Origin of the sequence: Natronomonas salsuginis, assembly GCF_005239135.1 — an archaeon.
Taxonomy (GTDB): domain Archaea; phylum Halobacteriota; class Halobacteria; order Halobacteriales; family Haloarculaceae; genus Natronomonas; species Natronomonas salsuginis.
In genome coordinates, this window is sequence record NZ_QKNX01000005.1 from 82,148 (window position 1) to 101,029 (window position 18,882).

The window sequence follows — 18,882 nt, forward strand, 5'->3', positions numbered from 1 at the left end:
ATTCTTGAAGAGACTGCCCTTGATCGCTTGGTTCCCGGTTGAGAGCCCAATACTATCGAGATTAAAGTAATATCATGCGAGCATATAATGTATCTTGTTCACCCCCCTCACAAGTATTAATGAATAGAACTTCAAGAAATCCAAACGAGAATATTGAGGGAAGGTTCTGTTGAATTCCTCACAGGCTGACTGAGTGCAAGATACCGGGAACTCACTTATCGGTCAGTACAGGCTGTTCACGAATCATTCGGTACAGGCTGTTCACGAATCATTCGGTACAGGGGATTCACGGAACAGTCTCTAATCGGCATCACACAAATAGCTCTTTCTAATTGAAACGAAGGGGCTGAGGCGCTCCCGTCTATTCGCAGCAACGGGCCGGGGGGATAGCAGCGGCGGACTGCTATCAGCGGTAAATGCTGAGCATGTCCCCGGCATCCTAGACAACTATTCTCATGTTGCATAAAGTTTGAGGCCAGTCAACTAATCGAACAGTATGCAGGCTTCGGCGAACAGTTGTTTCAGACGAGAATATGTCTGAAGAATATGATTTCAACAGAGCATGGGGGAGTAAAAAGGTGCCAAATAATATTAGATATGCTATCTGATGCAATAGAACGATACTCTAATTAAACTCCTTCTCTATACACAAACTGTGTGCTTAACAATCTGGACCTCAAGTGCTACTCTTGGACTATTCTCTTCGACATGAAAACACTCCCAAGTGGACTCACCAAATATTTTGCTTCCTGTCAAGCCTTGTGGAAACAAGCGTGTATGTACTGATCTACCATGTCATTTGATGAATGCTATCTATGTGGCCGCAAGTTTCAATCATCCGTAGTCGAAACCAAATCCGAGATACAATTCTGTTCGACCGGCTGTCATGATGTTCATACAACGCTCGGTGATGAGACTTCTAGCGAAACTATCGAGTCGAAAGAGAAAGATACTCATGAATCCTTGGGGGAGGGAATCGACCAGACGTTTTTTCGGATTGATGGAATGTATTCTGCGACGTGTGAAGTTTTTCTCGAATCGCGTGCCGAAAAGCAAGAAGGAGTGGTTGATGCTGAGGCGAGCTATGTGACTGAAACGATACGTGTGATACACGAGAGTGACCACGTTTCGAAGGATGAACTTCGCGACACATTGAGTACGCTCGGCTATACGGCGTATCTTCGCGAACACGCCTCTAAAAACGCTCAAGAGTCGACGAGCACGACACGCCGATCACGGGAGATAGATGGAATACGAAAACGTCGGGATGATCAGCTTCTCGATTTCCGGTATGCCGCTGGACTCCTTTTTGGCGCGTTCCTGATGGTTCCGTACGTCGCGATCATGTATCCAATCCATCTTGCTTCCATTCTTGATTGGGAAGCCCTCCATCTCTTCGAAGATACATTCCAGATGAGTGGTCAGGGAGGACTCATCTTTCTGCGGATTTACTTCGTGTTAACCGGTGTTATTCTCTTTTTCACCGGGCTACCTGTGCTACGTGGCGCGTTCATCAGTCTGAAGATGCGGCGGCCGAACACAGACCTGCTCGTAGCAATAACCGTACTGAGTGCCTATGTCTACGGTACTGTCGCGGTCCTCCTCGGTCGAAATGATTTATTTTTCGATCTTACCATCGTTGTCGCTGCAGCTGTAACCGCCGTAGCGTTCTATGAGTCATCGGTCAAACAGCGTGCGCTGAACCGCCTCACGGAACTTACGGTTTCTCAGGTCGATACTGCACGGGTATACGCCCCAGACGGAACGACGAATGAGGTTGGAATTGAGGAACTCACATCGAATGATCTCGTACTTGCCCGCCAAGGCGAACGGATTCCGGTTGACGGTGAACTCGCCGAAAGTAGTTGTTCTGTCGATGAGGCAGTCATCACAGGAGAATCTCTTCCGGTGTTGAAGCAGGCGGGTGATAACGTCATCGGTGGGTCGATTGTCACGGACGGTGCGGCTCTGATTCAGGTCGGAGAGAACGCAACGAGTAGCATCGACCGAATTACGACTGCTGTCTGGGATTTACAGAGTGCCACGCACTCCGTCCAACGTCACGCCGACCGGCTCGCATCACGGGCTATAGGGCTGGTTGGCGGTGCGGCTGTCGTAGTGGGTGGCGGTGCGGCAACGATACTCGATATGAGTGTTGTGAATGCTTTCCTCCTATTTTTGCTAGTCCTTCTCGTTGGATCACCATGGGCACTTGGGTTCGCTACACCGCTTTCAGTGGCAACGAGTCTTGAAGAGGCGCTCAGACGGGGAATAGTCGTTTTCGACGAAACGGTCTTTGAACGTCTTCGGGATATTGACATCGTTGTCTTCGACAAAACGGGGACCCTTACGACTGGGGAGATGGACGTGATCGAGACAGACGCACCACCAGAGTTACTAGAGGCCGTCGCAGAATTAGAGCGGCGGGCGTCTCACCCCGCTGCAAGTGCCATCGTGTCGGCGTTCGCTCGTGAGAGTAATGCTTCTGATTCACTGCGTTCGGATGGGGGTGTAATCGACGAAGACAAAGAGAAAGATACTGGCCGTGTAAGCGAATTCACTAGTCATAGATCCGGAGTCGAAGGAGTGATCGACGGAACGAAACTCCTGGTCGGTAATCCCGATCTATTTATTCAGCAGGGCTGGATGGTAAGCGACGACATCGAATCGCGCGTCGCTGAGGCCCGGGGCTTCGGACGACTTCCGGTCATCATCGGGCGCGACGGAGCCGCGGAGGGGATTATTATCGTAGGCGATGAGCCCCGAGACGGATGGGATGGTACGATTCGCCGTCTTGGAGAGCGGGGAACTGAAGTCGTCATACTAACCGGTGACGACGAGGAGGCTACCGACTTCTTCAAACGTCATAAAGACGTTACGCACGTATTCGCGGGTGTTCCCCCGGAGGGGAAAACTGCAACGATTCGACGACTTAAATCGGGTGGACAGGTCGCGATGGTCGGTGACGGAACGAACGATGCACCGGCACTTGCGACGGCCGACCTCGGGATCTCATTAGGGAGTGGTACAGCGTTGGCAGCGGACGCGGCCGATATTGCGATCGTCGACGACGAAATTAGTTCCGTCGAAACGGCGTTCGATTTGGCGAAGGCAGCGAATCATCGCGTTAAACAAAACAATATCGGCGCTCTTCTTTATAACGGAATCGCGATCTTGGCTGTGGCTGTCGGATTCTTTAATCCACTCACGGCAGCTGTAGCCGTAGTCGCCTGTGGTGGTCTAATCGTAGCCAACTGCCAGCGAGAGTTAGCGAAATCATAATACGATCCATCGATTTCGGTCCATTTTATGAGAGAGGAAGGGAGAGGACAGCGGAGTGTATAGCGCTGTGTCAGTCCGCCGGGGCAACTGATGTAGATTGTGTGGAAAGCCTCGCTGAATCGATCGAATAAATCAGCGTTCCGGTGAACAAAACGATACTCCCAATACTGAATAGCGAACTGAGTGGGGAAGCGGAATCAACGAATATCCAGTATAGCGGGGCCGCGATCGCAGGACCTGCCGCTATGAACGCTATCTGTGATACGAGTGGTCCACAGCACCCACACGTGCAAGCACCGACGACAGCAGCGGTTCCAGCGGTACCCTGTGTCGTTCCTGCCTGTTGTTCGACGAGCCAATATCGAGCGATAACCGCAGCATTCAAGCCAATAAGGACGCCTAATAACCCAACGAGAATAATTACTCCTGGAGAAATTGCGATGAAAAATGGGATTTCTGGAAAGACAGCCTCGATCGTCGGCCACTTCACGAGCTGGTATAGGACCGACATAACCACGATTGTCGTCTCTTGAGGGGCACCCTCTTCCAAAAAGAACGACATATATCCCGTCGTGGACATGAAGAACAGAGACATAATCGCCCCTACACCGACGCCGAATCGGCGTGCTACTGGATCTTGAAGAATTCTATAAAGGACAGAACCGGTGTCTTTCCAGAGTATATACCCTACGAGGACGGGAGTCCCTATTACGAGACCATATCCGATTGGATTGGTGTAGCCCAAAAAGCCTGGGAACAAATACGGATACAGGACCCATCCACCCATCAGTATTCCAAGAAACGTGTATCGTGGTCGAGTCGGCCACCGAACTACCCCGGCAATAAAACTCAGAACCATAATTGAAATACCGGTCCCTATAGCGAGCGGTTGGTACCACAATCGGGCGAATGGCATCGATTTCGCAGTAAACGTTGGATCCGGTGCTAACCCTTCGAATAGAATTCCTCCGATAGCTGTTATCATTATACCGAAAAAGATCCCGTAAACTGTGGCTCTCGGGGAGATACGATTCATTCGCTTGAGTAAAATGAAGGTACTGAGAGATGCAATACCAACAAGTATAACGACGATCCCATGCCACTGAGAGAGTCCTGTCGTCCCGTTACCACCATGTGCGGACACGACCGATATTTGCGTGGTCATAAACGCGATGGAAAGAAGAACCGTTAAAAGCCAAAAAGATCCATGCCAAGGAGTATGTCCGCAGGTATCTTCCTTATGTGATTGACGCTCTTTTGATGGCATTGGTTGGCTTTGTGGAACGAGCTACTTCTAGTTGGCTAATATGCTTACTATACCTAGACGTAGTCGTTCCTGTATCGCGCAAATTGTGAGGGCAATGATTCAACTATGTAATCTAGCTACTCTTCTCCTCCTCCGAAGAGATATCATCAGCGGATGCAGGTAATACTTCTAGTGGCCGCATCATATCATGGTCTTCGTGTTCAATCATATGACAGTGCCACATGTACTCACCAGTTTGGTCGTTGAACAACCCTTCGTATTCGCCGAAGTGAACGAGTAGATGCACTACATCGCCGGGGTCGACGGAAACCACATCATTCCAACCTTGTTCGAACGGCTTTGGATCTCGAAGTCCGTCAGGGTTGATATTGTCTTCGGTGGAATCGTAATCAATGGATTGCCGTCCAAGAACTTGGAAGTGAACAAGATGGAGATGGATTGGGTGAGACATCCCTGTGAGATTAGCAATGCTCCAAAGTTCTGTATCACCGACGGTGGGTGCCTCTGTCGTTGGATCGGTGAGTCTGTGTCCCGATTGATCGTCCTCTGTTCCAAGTAGAAACAGCGGCCGTCCGTAGTCGTCGCTGAGCTGTACTAGCGGAAGATATCGCTTGTTATCGACTAAATCTAGAGAAATCTCCGGAATTTGCGTTAGTGTTTCGGGGATCTGACTCACATCTGCTCCACCAGACGTATTCTTCACGTCAACAAGCATAATCTCGGGGAGCGGTTGGACGGGTTCTTGATCCTCCTCAGTCGTTCCGTAGTACTTCGCTGGCGCATTATTGTGGAGAAGTAACGTTGTACCTGCATACTCAGAGAAGTCAACGACAACATCGGCTCGTTTACTTGACCCGAGTTCAAGTCTATTTCCAATTTCGACTGGATTCGAGAGTAGTCCGCCATCGTTTCCGATCTGGACGAATGATGGGCCGTCACCGATGGTCTCACCGAGGTCTTCATCGTATTCAAGTAGTGTGAGATTATAGTAGCGGCTGTTGGCTCCGTTGAGCATTCGGAATCGGTACTTCCTAGGTTCGACTGAAAGCCGAGGCCATGCTTTTCCGTTGACAACCGAGACATCGCCGAAAAACTGAGTTATGATGCTCGGCTCAGGGTATGACTCATCTTTTCCTTGATTCTCTGGACCTGTCGGATAGTAGAGTGAACCATCCTTATTGAAACTTCGGTCTTGAAACACGAGTGGAATTTCGTATTCACCCTCCGGCAGACCAAGATTCCGTTCGTGTTCGTTACGGAGGATATAGAATCCTGCGAGTCCGGCGTACACGTTCAACCGTGTGATACCGAGTGAGTGATCGTGATACCAAAGCGTCGTCGGAGGCTGATCGTTCACGTAGTAGTAGTCTTTCTTTTCGAACTTTGGACCAGTCTTCTGGAAGTCTTGTGTGAACCAGGCCTGTGCATGGCCGTCGCTTTGGTCTTCAACGTTACCGCCGTGGAGATGAGTTACTGTTCGGACACCCGTCGAATCGTACGGGATTATATTACTGTGAATCGTCGTATCCTCAGGAAGGAGATGGGTGTCCGGAAGCTTGTTTTCCCACCGGACGTAGATCGGCTCGCCTTGTTGGGCTTCGATCGTCGGCCCGGGAAACTGGCCGTCGTATCCCCAGACAGTCGTTGCCGGAAGGTCACGGTGGATTTTCTGCTCGACTTCACGCGTTTCCACTTTATAATAGGGGTGGCCGTTTTTCGTTCCGATCGGTTCTACTGTTCCGGGACGGGGAACTTCGTTGACCCACTTGTCAAGCTCAGGCGACGTATGCCCTGTCGAAGGTATTTGTTCCGGTTGGTCTGAACTCTCCTTGATCGGTGGCTCAGTGTTCATTGTCAAACAGCCTGCAATGGCTGAAACACTAGAACCCCCTGCTGTGAGGAGATAATCACGTCGAGACAGTTCAGTTTCTGAGATACCGAAACGAGTGGTCATGATACATTCGGTGATTGGCATAGCCCCATCATAGGGAGACGGCGGAGTCCCAATTCGCGGGAGAGCGCGTGTATATGTTCGGGAAAAGCTAGATAGGTCTTGAAGACAAACTATACATCTTGCTGGTCCCATGAACAACATATTTGACATTTAGAAGAACCACTCTCTTTACAGGTTTGGCGGATCCGATATGAAACTGGCTTCTCGATAAATCTATAGACTTGAAGGGGGTTTGAATCCGATAATCAGGGTGGAGATTGACGACTTTTATACCCCACCTGTCGCGGTCAGGTATGCGCTCGCAAACTGTACCGCATTATAGGCACCGTGAATCACAGCAGGAACAGTGAGATTGTCGGTGTACTCGTAGGTTATCCCAAGTACCAAGGCTAGAAGGAACGCGACACCGATGTACACCAGTTTTCCTTCCCCGGTCAACGAGAAGAGGTGGATCGACGCAAAGAGGGCACTCGTAAGGACGATTGCACGAGATGGGTGCAGAGATTCCCGGAGTGTACCCTGAATAATCCCACGGTATAGCAGCTCCTCCCCGGGGCCGACGAGTAGAAACGAAAGGGGGACTAACAGCAAGAACGCTTCTGGATTCTGCTGACCAATCGTGACAATCTGGTTCTGTGCTGAATCGATCCCGAATGAAGAAATAACCGCCGAAACAATCACGATTAGCCCCAAGAGCGCAAGTATCCCACTGCTAATGACAATAATATCTCGCTTATCCGGAATAGTAAACGGGGCGAAGTTAAAGCCAAGATCATGAATCTTGAGATAGATGATAGCGAGTCCTCCGAACGTTACTCCCTGTAATAGGACTGTACTCAGCAATAGACCCAATGATGGGCGAGCAGCGACGTCAATCCCAAATACGGCTAGAAGCGTAGCAGCGATGGCGACGATGATCGATCCAATGATCATGGAGCCGTACGTGAGTCCAATTGCAGTCCCAACAGAACGTATTCGTGAAGCAAATTGTGTCATATTAGGTAACTGGGTCCTTTGTAGCTAGAGTGTTTCGACTTCTGTTGACCGTCTCAATAGCATTGGCTAAGGAGAAGCTGTGGTTGTAGGTGAGACGTATCTGTTTGTTCATTAGTACCTCTGGGTTAAGCCAGTAAATGCTTGTAGCCGATTGGCATCTCTGGAGTCGTCTTTCGATAATTGCTCAAGTGCATTATATATCGAGACATATCTTGATCGGTAAGGCTCTCAATCCACAATACGTCTTGTAGATGCTTGGATAGCAAAATTACATTCCGGTTTCCTATTGAATGGGATTCCGCCACCGATTCATTATGGTGCGTCCCACAGTATCATTAAGAATTTCCACAACTTGTTGGGAATTCATTCACGCTTACATTTATGACACAGCAAAAATATTCCCGTGAACAACCACCAGATGGACGCGAGGACAACATAGAGTCCATCGAAGAGATCGCTTGTTCCGAGTGCTCAGATCGAATTATCCAAGACAGCGATCAGGATGAAACGACCTGTGAGAACTGTGGATTGATTTTCGAAGAGGGCCACGTCGACCACGGTCCTGAATGGCGTGCGTTCATGTCCGAACATGATGAAAAAGAGCCGAACCTGTATCCTGACTACGCAGCTGATGTACGTTAGTCAGTATGCCGCTCCTCGTATCGCGACTCTTTCGACAGTTCGTCGGTTATGAACTGGGAGTTGCAATCTGCTTGGATTCGCGCCGTCAGGAGAATACGTAGACGACAATCGGACTCCATATCCCGGCGAACACATATAATCGAATAATGGGAGACAATTCAGTGTCGTCCGAGGACACACCGACGTTACAGGATGTCCTCGATGCGCTGGATGATCCCGAGTGCCGAGCCATCCTCCGTGAAACCCTTGAACCCATGACTGCGAACGAACTCATCGATGCTTGTGACATCCCCAAATCGACGTTGTATCGCAAATTAGAACTGCTCCGTTCCGCTTCTCTCCTAGAAGAGTGGGATACGATCAATCCGGGTGGCGGACGAGTCACCCACTACGAACGATCGTTTGATGACGTGACGATCTCTATGAACGACACCGGTGAGTTTTCCGTACGTGTCGAACGTCCACCACAGTCTACCGACGAACGGCTTGTAGACATCTGGTCAATGATGGGGGATGAGGTATGAACGGTGTAATAACCTCGATTGCGGTGGTTAAGTTTGTAATCTTGCTCCTTGGAGGTGGGATTACCTACATCGCATTTAAGGCCTATCTGCGAACGGGTGAGGATTCTATCCGTGTTCTGGGTATTGGGTTCGGTGTCATCACACTCGGCGCTCTATTGACGGGTGTAGCCAACCAGTTCTTTTCCCTCTCGCTAGCACGCGGTGTGCTCATTAATAGTGTGTTCGTCTCTTTCGGACTTGCGGTCATCATGTACTCTCTTCATATTCAGAGATGACTCGGATTTTGTCAGCCTATATTTACCACCCGAAGCCACTGAAGTGCAGTTGATTGCCCTGTCATCTCGAAGTGACGTATTTGGTCGGGTGCGACCGGCCAGACAGGACGAATCATATTCCACCAATCGACGAGCAGTTTCGCCCAGACCGAATCACCGACTGCAGCGTACCGGCTGATACTGAACTGCGACCCGTAGCGTAGGTCAAGGATGATACCGTATACATGGGACAGAAACGTCGAAAACGTCCAGTCTCAGAACTACCTCCAGAACACTGACTGCGCCATATTCGTCTGTTTTCTCGACGAGCAGTGAGTACATCTCGTCTCAACTCTGTCAGGTCCCCTTTCCGACTCGTATCGCGACTGGGTCTCACTCAGTTTCATCGAAAAACTCGAACATCTGGGTACTTGTGGGGAACCATGCTTAGTGGTTGTGACTCGTGTGGTCGGTGATCCCCGTGTCGTTTTCCAAGTCACTCACCAACTCAACGGTCATGTGATCGACTCCCCGGTCCGAAAGAAGTTGATAGACTCGAGAGCGAATCGTCTGTTGTTGGTCTAATGATGCTGGCTCATATTGAAGTCGCACCGTCGCTACCGTCAGCTGACTACAAACTTGCCAGACGTGCAGGTCGTCAACGTCCACGACGCCGTCGATAGTCGTCAGTTCGACCCGAAGTCCATCCGGTGAAATCGGACTTCACTCTAGGAGAATCGATGTGCTTCCACGGAACACTTTCCCTGCCGAAACCAGTATTAAGACGCCGATGAGGACCGCAGCGACTGGGTCAGCGATGGGTAAATCGAATATGACGACGGCTAATGTGGAGATGATCACCGCGACTGAGCCACCCGCATCGCCGAGGAGATGGTAGAATGCTCCGCGCTCGTTGAGACTCATTTCCCTTCCTTGGACGATATAGACTGACCCCAAATTGATAAGTAAGCCACCGACGGCGATGATCAACGTCATCGTGGGATCGATCGAGACCGGGTCCAAGAATCGGTGATAGGACTCCCACAGAATATATCCGACCATCGGAACGAGCAGTATCCCGTTGAGAAACGCAGCGACTGGCTCCAATCGATGAAGACCATACGACCACTCATCCCTGCCTTCGAACTGTTCTGCGGTGTAGCTCGCTCCGAACGCCATCGCGTACGCGAGCATGTCGAACAGCATGTGAAATGCATCACTGAGGAGGGCGACCGAACCGAAGAGGAGTCCACCAGCTAGTTCGGCAAGAAAGCCAAGGAAATTCACGACCGCTACGAGCGCAAGTCGGCACGTATTGCTGCTCGTTTCGGTTGCTAGTTCATGTTTCTCCGTCTCTTCATGGGTATGTCCGTGTCGACTCATACGTTCCAACCTAACAAATTCATAATTCGGTATTACGTCTTAAGCGTCAGCTGCTCTCTGTCTCCGGAGTGATTCGAGAGAGCCGCATAGCGTTCCCTGTCACAGCCATTGTCATCCCGGCGTCGCCAGCGAGGACGGCGAGCCAGATCGGGACGTATCCGAACGGGACTGCGACCGCCAGCCCGGCTTTGACAGCGAGACTCGACCAGATGTTCTGCCGGATGACACCGTTCGCATCATTTGCGAGTTCGTAGAGGTATGGGAGCTTTGCGAGGTCATCGCTCATCAAGGCGATATCCGCGGTCTCCAGCGCCGTATCCGTTCCGGCAGCCCCCATCGCCACGCCGACTGTGGCGGTGGCGAGCGCCGGTGCGTCGTTGATTCCGTCACCGACCATCGCAACCCCGTCAAACTCGTCAACGAGTTTCTCGATCGCGGCCACCTTCTCTTCGGGGAGTAGTTCGGCCTGGTACTCGTCGACACCGATCTGGTCGGCGATCGCACGGGCAGTCCGCTCGTTGTCGCCCGTCAGCATCACCGTTCGGGAGACACCGAGTTGCTTCAGTCGCGACACTGTTCGCTTCGCCTCTGGACGAATCTCGTCGGCGACTGCGATGACGCCTTCGAGTTCGTCTTCAGTGCCGACGAGCACAACCGTCTTGCCTTCAGCTTGGAGTTCAGGGACGGTTCCTTCGAGAAGGTCGAGACAGTTGTTCCGGTCGCACATCTGCCGGGCCGTCTGTGTCACGACGCCACCATCGGTCGTCGCGTGAACGTGCGAAAGGTCGAACCCTAATTCCTCGAATAGTCCCGGCTTGCCTGCGAAATGAGGGGTGCCGTCGAGATCAGCACGAACACCCTTCCCGGTGATGCTCTCGAAGTCATCGATCTCGCGCTCAGCGACTCCAACGCTGCCGGCTTCAGCGACGATTGCCTCGCCGATTGGGTGTTCACTCCGTTGTTCGAGCCCACGTGCACACCGGAGGACGTCTTCCTTTGAATTCTCGTTCAAAGCAACGACATCGGTGACGGTGAGCTCCCCTTTCGTGAGCGTCCCGGTCTTGTCGAACGCGACGACGTCGACCGCGCCCATCGCTTCGAGGTGATTACCGCCTTTGATCAGGACGGCGTTCTTCGCGGCACTCGTAATTCCCGATACCACCGAGACGGGCGTCGAGATGACGAACGCACAGGGACAGGCCAACACCAACAGCGTCAGTCCGTAGACGACGGCCGTAGACCAGGTCGTGCCGAGGATGTACGGGCTTCCCACCGTCGTCATGATGGCGAAAGCGACGACGACTGGCGTGTAGTACGTCGAGAAGCGCTCGACAAACTGCTCACGCTCGGTCTTGTTCGACTGGGCGTCCTCGACCATTTCGACGATACGCGAGAGTGTGTTATCACCGGCTTCAGAGGTAACCTCCACCTCGAGATACCCCTCCTCGTTGATAGTGCCGGCGTACACCTCGTCGCCCGTCGTCTTGTCGACGGGGACGCTTTCACCCGTGATCGGTGCCTGGTTGACGGCGCTTTCACCGTTGACAACAGCCCCGTCCATCGGGATTTTCTCTCCCGGTTTGACGACGACAACGTCACCCACGGCGACCTCGTCGACGGGAACCGTCTCCGTACTACCGTCCCGTTTGACGGTCGCTTCATCCGGAGAGAGATCCATCAGTTCTCGAAGCGAGTTCCGGGCGCGATCCATCGAGTACCGCTCCAGCAGTTCAGCAACGCTAAACAGGAACGCGAGTGTGGCGGCCTCGAAGTAGAGTGCCTCACCGAAGACGATACTCGCAATGAGTGCTCCGATGATAGCCACCGACATCAGGAAGTCGATGTCGAGGTTCAGATTCCGCGCCGAGTAGTAGCCGTTGCGAAGGATCTCCTGGCCGCTGGTAGCCACTGCAATCAGAAACAGTACGTCGGCGACGAGCAGATCCGTACCAATAAGACCTGCAATCTGTATATTTTGACCAGTTAGGAAGAACTCGAAGAGTAAGCCGAGGGCAACGAATCCACCGCTCACCCACGTCTTGAGTGCTCGTGAACTCGTCCAGATACTCTGGCGATTCTCTGTCTGTTCCTGCCGTCCTGATTCATCGCTCGACGTGTCTGTCACCTCGTACCCAGCGCTTTCGATAGCGTCGATCACATCGGCTTCGCCAACTCTCGAAGAATCGTACGTGACGACGACGGTTCCGGTCGTCGGCTGAGTGTCATATGTTGTGACTCCACCGACTCGGTCGAGAGCATTTTCGATTTTGCCCGCGCACGAAGGGCAATCCATCTCTGGGACCGTGAATCTCGAGGTCACTTCACCGGTGTTCTCCACGGTGTATCCAGCCTTTTCAACACGATCAACTATCGCGGTGGCGTTCGTCTGTCCGCGGTCGTAGGAGACTGTCAGCGTTCCCGTCGTCACTTATGGATCGACGCTTTCGATACCGTCTAGATTTTCGACGCTGTTTTCCACCTTTCCTGCGCAGGATGGACAATCCATCTCCGGAACAGAGAACTGTGCAACGTCTCCTTGGCCTAGCTGTGGGGCAACGTCATCATCATCATCATCTTGTCCAGTGTGCTGGGCGTACTCGTGATCATCGTGATCGTGGTCATGTGTATGGCCCTGCTCGTGAGGATCCTCTCCGTTGTTATGGGTGTGATCCGGTGGTTCACCACTTCCGTTGTAGGATTCCTCGTCAGGTGGGGTCATTACATCCTGCTATCCATTACAGACTTATTAAATTAGCTGCTATTGACTACCCATATAATATCAAGATGTACTAAAAAAATTAGATTAAGTTATTAATACAGCCGTTAATTCGTTTCTTCCTTGGGTTCTAGTCCGAGCTGCTCGATACTCGCTGTGTTTGATCTTGAGGAGGAGTGTAATATTCGTCTTGCAGTCAAATGGTTTTATACAGGCGCTCTGCCTACCCTTCTCTATGTGTATCTACTGCGACGCCTACGAAGAAGAGCGAGAAGGGGAGAGTCAACCCTCGGTCGAGCAAAACCACTCTGAACAAAAGGCTATTTCCACGCAATCAAGAGGGATGTTTGGACAACTCCGTTCTTTGCTAGTAGATCTATTGTAACCGACTGACCATCTCTGCCCATTGATGACTGGCGAACACCCGATGTGTGGATCGGACGTGGACTTAGGGTCGTCATCTTTGGTCTAGCAGTGTTCTTCTTCTATGGGTTTAGCTTCGAATCTTTGGAGCTACAACGTCATCTGCACGTCTGGCATATCAACAAAGGCTGTCTCGTATCATTCATGACGGGCCGTCTGTGGCGATGAATCAACCGTGTTCGTAAATATATCCTCTATCTGCACGTCTCCGACCATCGTTCCGTAGTGATAGCGGAGCTCCGGATCGATGGTCGCCTGCAGAATCCCGTCGAACACCGACGCACCGTTACGTTGCAGTATTGCCGAAAGCGACATCATCGGGAACATCGTTCGATTGTAGGGCGTACGCGGAGACACAGCGAGATACTTCTGCTCTTCATCCCACCGAAATGTGATGCATCTTCGAAGAGTTTGAGAAACGAAGAATTTGTGTTCGGTAATCGCACCAAAATAAGTAAATGAGAGAGTAGTGAACGGCTGATTGACCTATTATGTTCGAAGCAGTCCTCCGTGTTGATATTCTTCTTTTTTTGGCCATCGGAGTGCTCGGCGGGGCACACTGTATCGGTATGTGTGGACCGCTAGTGACGATGTATGCCGAGCGGATGGCTCCACGTGTAGACGGCGGGACGGAGAGGACAGGTACTCCGGGTCAACGGGGACATCTTACCACATACGAGGTTCGCCAGCATGCTCTGTTTAACGTGGGGCGGACGCTCAGTTACGCGCTCATTGGTGGGATGTTCGGCGCGCTTGGTGGCTTCGTGTTTATTTCGGCGGACCAGTTAACGGCAATCGCAGATCCCATCCGGGGCGGCGTTGGCGTTTTGATCGGGGTATTCATCATCGCATCTGGTGTGAAATATCTCCTTGGAGGTGCTGCTGGTCTCGGAATCCCCGGAGTTCAGCGAGTAACCAACTGGATCGCTGTTCGCGTTGACCGATACGTGAATAGTCCTGGAATTGTTGGCCTCGGTGCGCTTCACGGGTTGTTACCCTGTCCAATATTGTATCCCGCGTACCTGTATGCGTTCGCGACGGGATCCGCTGTGTCCGGGTTTCTTGCGTTAGCGACGCTTGGTATTGGAACGATACCAGCTGTTTTCGCTTATGGAACGCTTATTGAGTCCGTTGATGTCATTCATCGCCGACGACTCCATCGTCTCCTCGGTATCGCCTTCATTCTGCTGGGATACGTTTTGTTGGGACATGGATTGATGGCGATCGGCATCACTATTCCAACGCCGATGCTTCCACGATATCAACCGCTGGGGTGACCAAGGGGCGTAATTAGTAAAGGTACTGTTATTCCTGTCACCCGAAATTTGGCATGTCTGGTATTCCGTCGAAGTCCTTTCGATCCTAATTACCGACTAGGGCGTGAGCTTAGACTGCTTAAGCACAAGATTGTTATTTATTTACTAGAATTGTCCCGACCATCCCAGACCCCTCATGTGGGATACAGAAGTATCCGTACGTTCCCGGCTGATCGAACGTATGCTCGTAGTTCTCGCCCGGAGCGATGAGTCCCTCGGTGACCCGGTTCCTCGCAGTACGTTCTGTCTCGAAGCCACCACTCGCGAAGTACACCGCTTCGTCTGGAATCTCGTCTTCATACGCCGTAACCGTGTGCTCGATGTCACTCTCGTTCGTCCACGTAACCGTCTGACCAGGTTCGATCCTCGCGGTCTTCGGCTCAAATCTGAGGTCGCCGGGCATCGTGACGGTCTGGACCGACGATGACTGTCCACCCAGACACCCAGCCGTGGTAAGCGTCGCCAGGGCGGCAGAGCTGAGTCGCAACACCGTCCGCCGATCGGAGATTTCGAGTGGCATTGTAACAGAGATGGGTGGTGCCTATTAGAGCGCCACGAAGAGGTCGGTCACGTACATTATACCGAGACCGAGCAGAAATGCAAGCAGATTCGTGGCACTGGCCACGCGACCGCCTGCATCACGAACCATGCTCGCAATCTCCCAGTTTACCTGCAGGATCGCGCCAACGCCGATCGCGAGGAAGAAGGCGCCGATCGTTGGTGAATAGGCGAGACTGCCGATCCAGCCACCGAGAATGACGGGTGCGCCGGCGATGACGCCGAGCGCGGCGAAGTGTCCGAGCGCCGGACGTTCTCCGCGAGCGACCGGCGCAACGACAGCCGGGCCTTCCGTCACGTTGTGAAGCATGAATCCGATCACGAGGAATGCGCCGAGCGAGACACGCCCGAGTGCGAATGAACTCCCGATTGCCAGCCCCTCTGCGAGGTTGTGCAGGCCGATCCCGACCGCGACCAGATACGCGATCCAGAGACCGCTACTTGCCCGGCTATCACCAGCGGCGACGCGACCCTCACGCCACGCACTGATTGCCTGGACGAGGAGGAGTGCGCCGAATATTCCGGAGACAACCAAGAGGTTCCCCTCGTAGGCGCCTGGAACTCGTTCGGCGAGTTCGAACGCTTCGAACCCGGCGTCGAACGCCAAGAAGCCCAGTACGCCAGCTGCAAATAAGAGAACGGCATGCAGCCACCGATCACTCATCGTCTTGATGTAGGGGAACCACAGCATCCCTAATGCGACCGGGATCACGCCGACGAACAGCCCGATGACTGCAAGCGTCCAGAGCAGACTGAGGCTGAATCCAGGTGCCTGACTCGGAGCGACGATCGTATTCTCGAATGTCGCCCCGTCAGAGAGTACGAGGGCGACGTTGAGATCCCATCCCGGATTCCAGTGATACGGGATCACGATCTGTGCGCTTTCCATCGGAGCGAGCGTTTGGTCGCCACCAGCTCCTTCGACCTGAAAATTCCAGTAGGCCTCATCGACGAGGACCTGTGCTATCGTCACGGAATCGGGCCCGTTGTTCGTTACGTGTAACACGACCGTTTCGTCGCTCGGAAGCGTCGTGTGCGTGATCGTCACGTCGGGAAGCGGTTCACCACTCTGGCTCTGAATACTCGCGAGTGGTGACGTGAACGCGAACACACCCAAGACGAGCACGAGCAACACGATCGGGAGTATCGCGCTGACCCATCGCGGTAGTCCGAGCGGCTGTGTGACCTCGTTTTCAGTAGATACACCACCGTCTGGCGTCGGTTTTTGTGTCTCATCCGCCATGTTAGACCACCTCAAAGAAGCTCATCCAGCCGAGTTCGGCGAACTCGGATTGGTGGGCGTGGAACATGTACAGCCCGGGTTCGTGATCTGAGTAGTCGAGCTCGATGATACCGCGTTGCGCCTGCGTCTGCATGATCGTGTCTACGGTCTTGCGCGTCGGTGTCAGCGTAGTCCCGTGGTCATAGTAATCGAAGAACTGCGAGTGCGTGTGGAACGAGTTGATGAGGTCGAACTCAGTCGCATTGGAGAGATACACGCGTTGCCGTTCGTTCTTGTCGATCTGGATGGGACGCTTCGTCTCGCCCGCCGTCCAGTTGCCGGTGCCGTCGGTACTACCAACCCCGTATGCGAACGCCCGTGTGTTCGCCGCGTAGACCTCGTTCCCGCCGTCGAAGTTAGTGTCGAACGAGTTCATCACCATGACCATCTCGTTGACGGCGTCGTTTTCGGCGTACTCGTGGTTCCGGCTCTTCGCCTCTTCGACGAACCGCGTCCGCATGTCGTCGGTAATCGGTCCGGGGTAATTGACGTAGTCGCGTGGATTCTCCCTGACGCGTTCGGGGTCCGGATCGACGATGATCGTGCCGTAGAGTCCGCGGTGGATGTGTTCTTTCAGCGGGAGCGAGTGGCAATGATAGAAGTGCGTACCGGCGGGTTGGGCAATCCACTCGTAGGTGAATGATTCTCCCGTTTCGAGGACACCAGGCCCGTTTTGGGGGATTCCGTCCATTCGCGGGTTAAGGTTCTTCAGATGCGGATGGATCGTGTGAGCGTGCCGTCCTAGGTTCGTGAATTTAACGCGAATTAGGTCGCCCTCAACGGCACGGATCGTGGGGCCCGGCACCTGACCGTTGAATGCCCACGCTTGGAACTCGACGCCCGGAGCGATGGTGATCGTTGTGTCGACAGCGGTGAATTCGAACTCCCGTACGGTTCGACCATCCTCCTCGTAGACTTGCTGCGGAACGTTATCCTGCCCGCTATCTCCGGTATTGAACGCGGTGAGGAACTCATGCGGATCGAAGTCCAAATCTTGGTATTCGCCCACCGAACCGAAGTTACCGTGTGTATCATCGCCCCCGTGGCCGGGTGACGCACTTGCACGTGAACTCCCGAGTCCAACGGCGGCACTTCCCGCGACACCAAGACTGCCGAGTACCGTGCGACGACTGACGCTCGTTTCACCAGTGAGTGATCCAACCAAACGCTGTTCGAGTCGTTTAGTGACATCTGCCGCACTCTCGTAATCTATCGAGGGCATGATCTCCTCGACGGGTTGACTCTTCGGATACCCATATGTGATAGTGGATGGGCCCAATATATAAATTAGACCCATCTAAACTTCGAGTAGGTCTAATCTAGAAATAGACTAGCAGACTTCCGAGCTTCTCAGTGAGAACTCTGTGTGAGAGATTGGGTGGATATGGAACATGCGACTTCTTCGGGTAGCGCAACCGGACCATCTCCGCTATCAGGGTCAAGTGTGACCATTCCAAATGGCGCAATCTCGACAACATCTACGACAGTTCCGGGGAGAATCCCGTGTTTGGACAGGTACCGGAGGAGATCTGGATCTGTGTCCGGAACCCGTACGATCTGAACGCTGTCACCCACTTGATGATCAGCAAGACGTTCACCATCCTTTGCTCCCGATACATCCAGATTCGCGGTGGGAATTGGGTCGCCATGCGGATCAACCGCTGGTTGTCCTAGCTGCTCTGCAATCCGGTCGGCAAACTTACTGCTGATGTGGTGTTCGAGACGATCTGCTTCGTCGTGTACCTCTGCCCAATCATACTCGAGGTGGTCCGTCAGATATCGTTCTAACAGTCGGTGATGGCGAATAATTTCAAGAGCAATAGGAACTCCAGTATCAGTGAGTTCAACCCCCTTGTAGGGTTCGTACAGCACGAAATCACGCTCTGATAACTTTTTCATCATACTGGTAACCGTCGGTTGCTCTACATCCATATACTCAGCGAGTACCGATGTTCGTACCCGGTCGTCCGCTTCGTTCTGGAGATAATAGATCGCTTTGAGATAGTCTTCCATGATCGCACTCAGCATTGTGAAATAATTAGATAAGGCTAAATTTATAATTTACTGCGTCTGTCTTACTTGGAGTGATAATTATCGATTGTGTCCAGCCAGCAACCACAGCTAAATTTGAACTATCATCAAAAATAACCCACTCTGTTGAATTTATATTACTTAAATGCCACCTTCAGTGAAACAGACGTTAAATAAGTGTACAGATGTATTGGGAGATTTATAGAAACAAATTGTATGGTGTGTATGAATGTCCCTCTCCACGCTCTTTGGAA

16 protein-coding genes are annotated in these 18,882 nt (G+C 52.4%); 5 read left to right on the plus strand and 11 right to left on the minus strand.

Annotated features, from left to right (window positions below):
• The first annotated feature begins 792 nt into the window (after nt 1-792).
• Nucleotides 793-3,282, plus strand: coding sequence for a heavy metal translocating P-type ATPase (locus tag DM868_RS11965; RefSeq protein WP_137277102.1), 2,490 nt, complete (start codon nt 793-795; stop codon nt 3,280-3,282).
• A gap of 70 nt (nt 3,283-3,352) precedes the next feature.
• Here the strand turns inward: DM868_RS11965 and DM868_RS11970 are convergent, their stop codons facing one another.
• From DM868_RS11970 to DM868_RS11980, 3 genes are all read right to left on the minus strand, one after another.
• Nucleotides 3,353-4,447 (minus strand): hypothetical protein, encoded by a 1,095-nt coding sequence (locus DM868_RS11970; RefSeq protein ID WP_137277103.1) that lies wholly within the window; start codon nt 4,445-4,447, stop codon nt 3,353-3,355.
• Between the two features lie 214 nt (nt 4,448-4,661).
• Nucleotides 4,662-6,503 carry a multicopper oxidase family protein gene (locus tag DM868_RS11975; protein ID WP_137277189.1) on the minus strand — a complete coding sequence of 614 codons (1,842 nt, stop codon included), beginning with the start codon at nt 6,501-6,503 and terminating at the stop codon, nt 4,662-4,664.
• A 267-nt stretch (nt 6,504-6,770) separates the two neighbouring features.
• Nucleotides 6,771-7,436 carry a CPBP family intramembrane glutamic endopeptidase gene (locus tag DM868_RS11980; RefSeq protein WP_246049095.1) on the minus strand — a complete coding sequence of 222 codons (666 nt, stop codon included), beginning with the start codon at nt 7,434-7,436 and terminating at the stop codon, nt 6,771-6,773.
• A gap of 444 nt (nt 7,437-7,880) precedes the next feature.
• Between DM868_RS11980 and DM868_RS11985 the strand changes: the two genes are divergently transcribed.
• The 3 genes from DM868_RS11985 (at nt 7,881) to DM868_RS11995 (ending at nt 8,940) form a co-directional block, all read left to right on the plus strand.
• Nucleotides 7,881-8,141, plus strand: coding sequence for a TFIIB-type zinc ribbon-containing protein (locus DM868_RS11985; RefSeq protein ID WP_137277105.1), 261 nt, complete (start codon nt 7,881-7,883; stop codon nt 8,139-8,141).
• Nucleotides 8,142-8,287: 146 nt separating this feature from the next.
• Complete coding sequence (locus DM868_RS11990; RefSeq protein ID WP_137277106.1) at nt 8,288-8,665, plus strand: winged helix-turn-helix domain-containing protein; 378 nt, start codon at nt 8,288-8,290, stop codon at nt 8,663-8,665.
• A complete protein-coding gene (locus tag DM868_RS11995) occupies nt 8,662-8,940 on the plus strand; it encodes a DUF7521 family protein (RefSeq protein WP_137277107.1) in 279 nt (92 codons plus the stop codon). The genes DM868_RS11990 and DM868_RS11995 overlap by 4 nt, the downstream gene beginning before the upstream one ends.
• Before the next feature lie 702 nt (nt 8,941-9,642).
• Here the strand turns inward: DM868_RS11995 and DM868_RS12005 are convergent.
• The 4 genes from DM868_RS12005 to DM868_RS12015 form a co-directional block, all read right to left on the minus strand.
• A complete protein-coding gene (locus DM868_RS12005) occupies nt 9,643-10,302 on the minus strand; it encodes a cation diffusion facilitator family transporter (protein ID WP_246049096.1) in 660 nt (219 codons plus the stop codon).
• A 46-nt stretch (nt 10,303-10,348) separates the two neighbouring features.
• Nucleotides 10,349-12,595: a heavy metal translocating P-type ATPase gene (locus DM868_RS12010; protein WP_246049097.1), complete on the minus strand. Its 2,247-nt coding sequence runs from the start codon at nt 12,593-12,595 to the stop codon at nt 10,349-10,351.
• 135 nt (nt 12,596-12,730) lie between these two features.
• On the minus strand, nt 12,731-13,021 hold the full coding sequence (locus DM868_RS15530) for a heavy-metal-associated domain-containing protein (protein ID WP_246049098.1): 291 nt from the start codon (nt 13,019-13,021) through the stop codon (nt 12,731-12,733).
• A 558-nt stretch (nt 13,022-13,579) separates the two neighbouring features.
• Nucleotides 13,580-13,798, minus strand: a complete 219-nt coding sequence (locus tag DM868_RS12015) for a DUF7350 domain-containing protein (RefSeq protein WP_449289571.1) — start codon at nt 13,796-13,798, stop codon at nt 13,580-13,582.
• Between the two features lie 134 nt (nt 13,799-13,932).
• Between DM868_RS12015 and DM868_RS12020 the strand changes: the two genes are divergently transcribed.
• Entirely contained in the window at nt 13,933-14,718 is a 786-nt protein-coding gene (locus DM868_RS12020) for a sulfite exporter TauE/SafE family protein (RefSeq protein WP_137277108.1), read from the plus strand.
• 133 nt (nt 14,719-14,851) lie between these two features.
• On the opposite strand, the gene DM868_RS12025 is transcribed toward DM868_RS12020, so the two are convergent.
• The 4 genes from DM868_RS12025 to DM868_RS12040 all read right to left on the minus strand — a co-directional run bounded on the left by DM868_RS12025 (nt 14,852) and on the right by DM868_RS12040 (nt 18,625).
• Entirely contained in the window at nt 14,852-15,277 is a 426-nt protein-coding gene (locus DM868_RS12025; RefSeq protein ID WP_137277109.1) for a plastocyanin/azurin family copper-binding protein, read from the minus strand.
• 24 nt (nt 15,278-15,301) lie between these two features.
• A complete protein-coding gene (locus DM868_RS12030; protein WP_137277110.1) occupies nt 15,302-16,558 on the minus strand; it encodes a ZIP family metal transporter in 1,257 nt (418 codons plus the stop codon).
• 1 nt (nt 16,559) lies between these two features.
• Nucleotides 16,560-17,819 (minus strand): multicopper oxidase domain-containing protein, encoded by a 1,260-nt coding sequence (locus DM868_RS12035; protein ID WP_137277111.1) that lies wholly within the window; start codon nt 17,817-17,819, stop codon nt 16,560-16,562.
• 128 nt (nt 17,820-17,947) lie between these two features.
• On the minus strand, nt 17,948-18,625 hold the full coding sequence (locus DM868_RS12040; RefSeq protein WP_137277112.1) for a metal-dependent transcriptional regulator: 678 nt from the start codon (nt 18,623-18,625) through the stop codon (nt 17,948-17,950).
• Nucleotides 18,626-18,882: the final 257 nt, after the last annotated feature.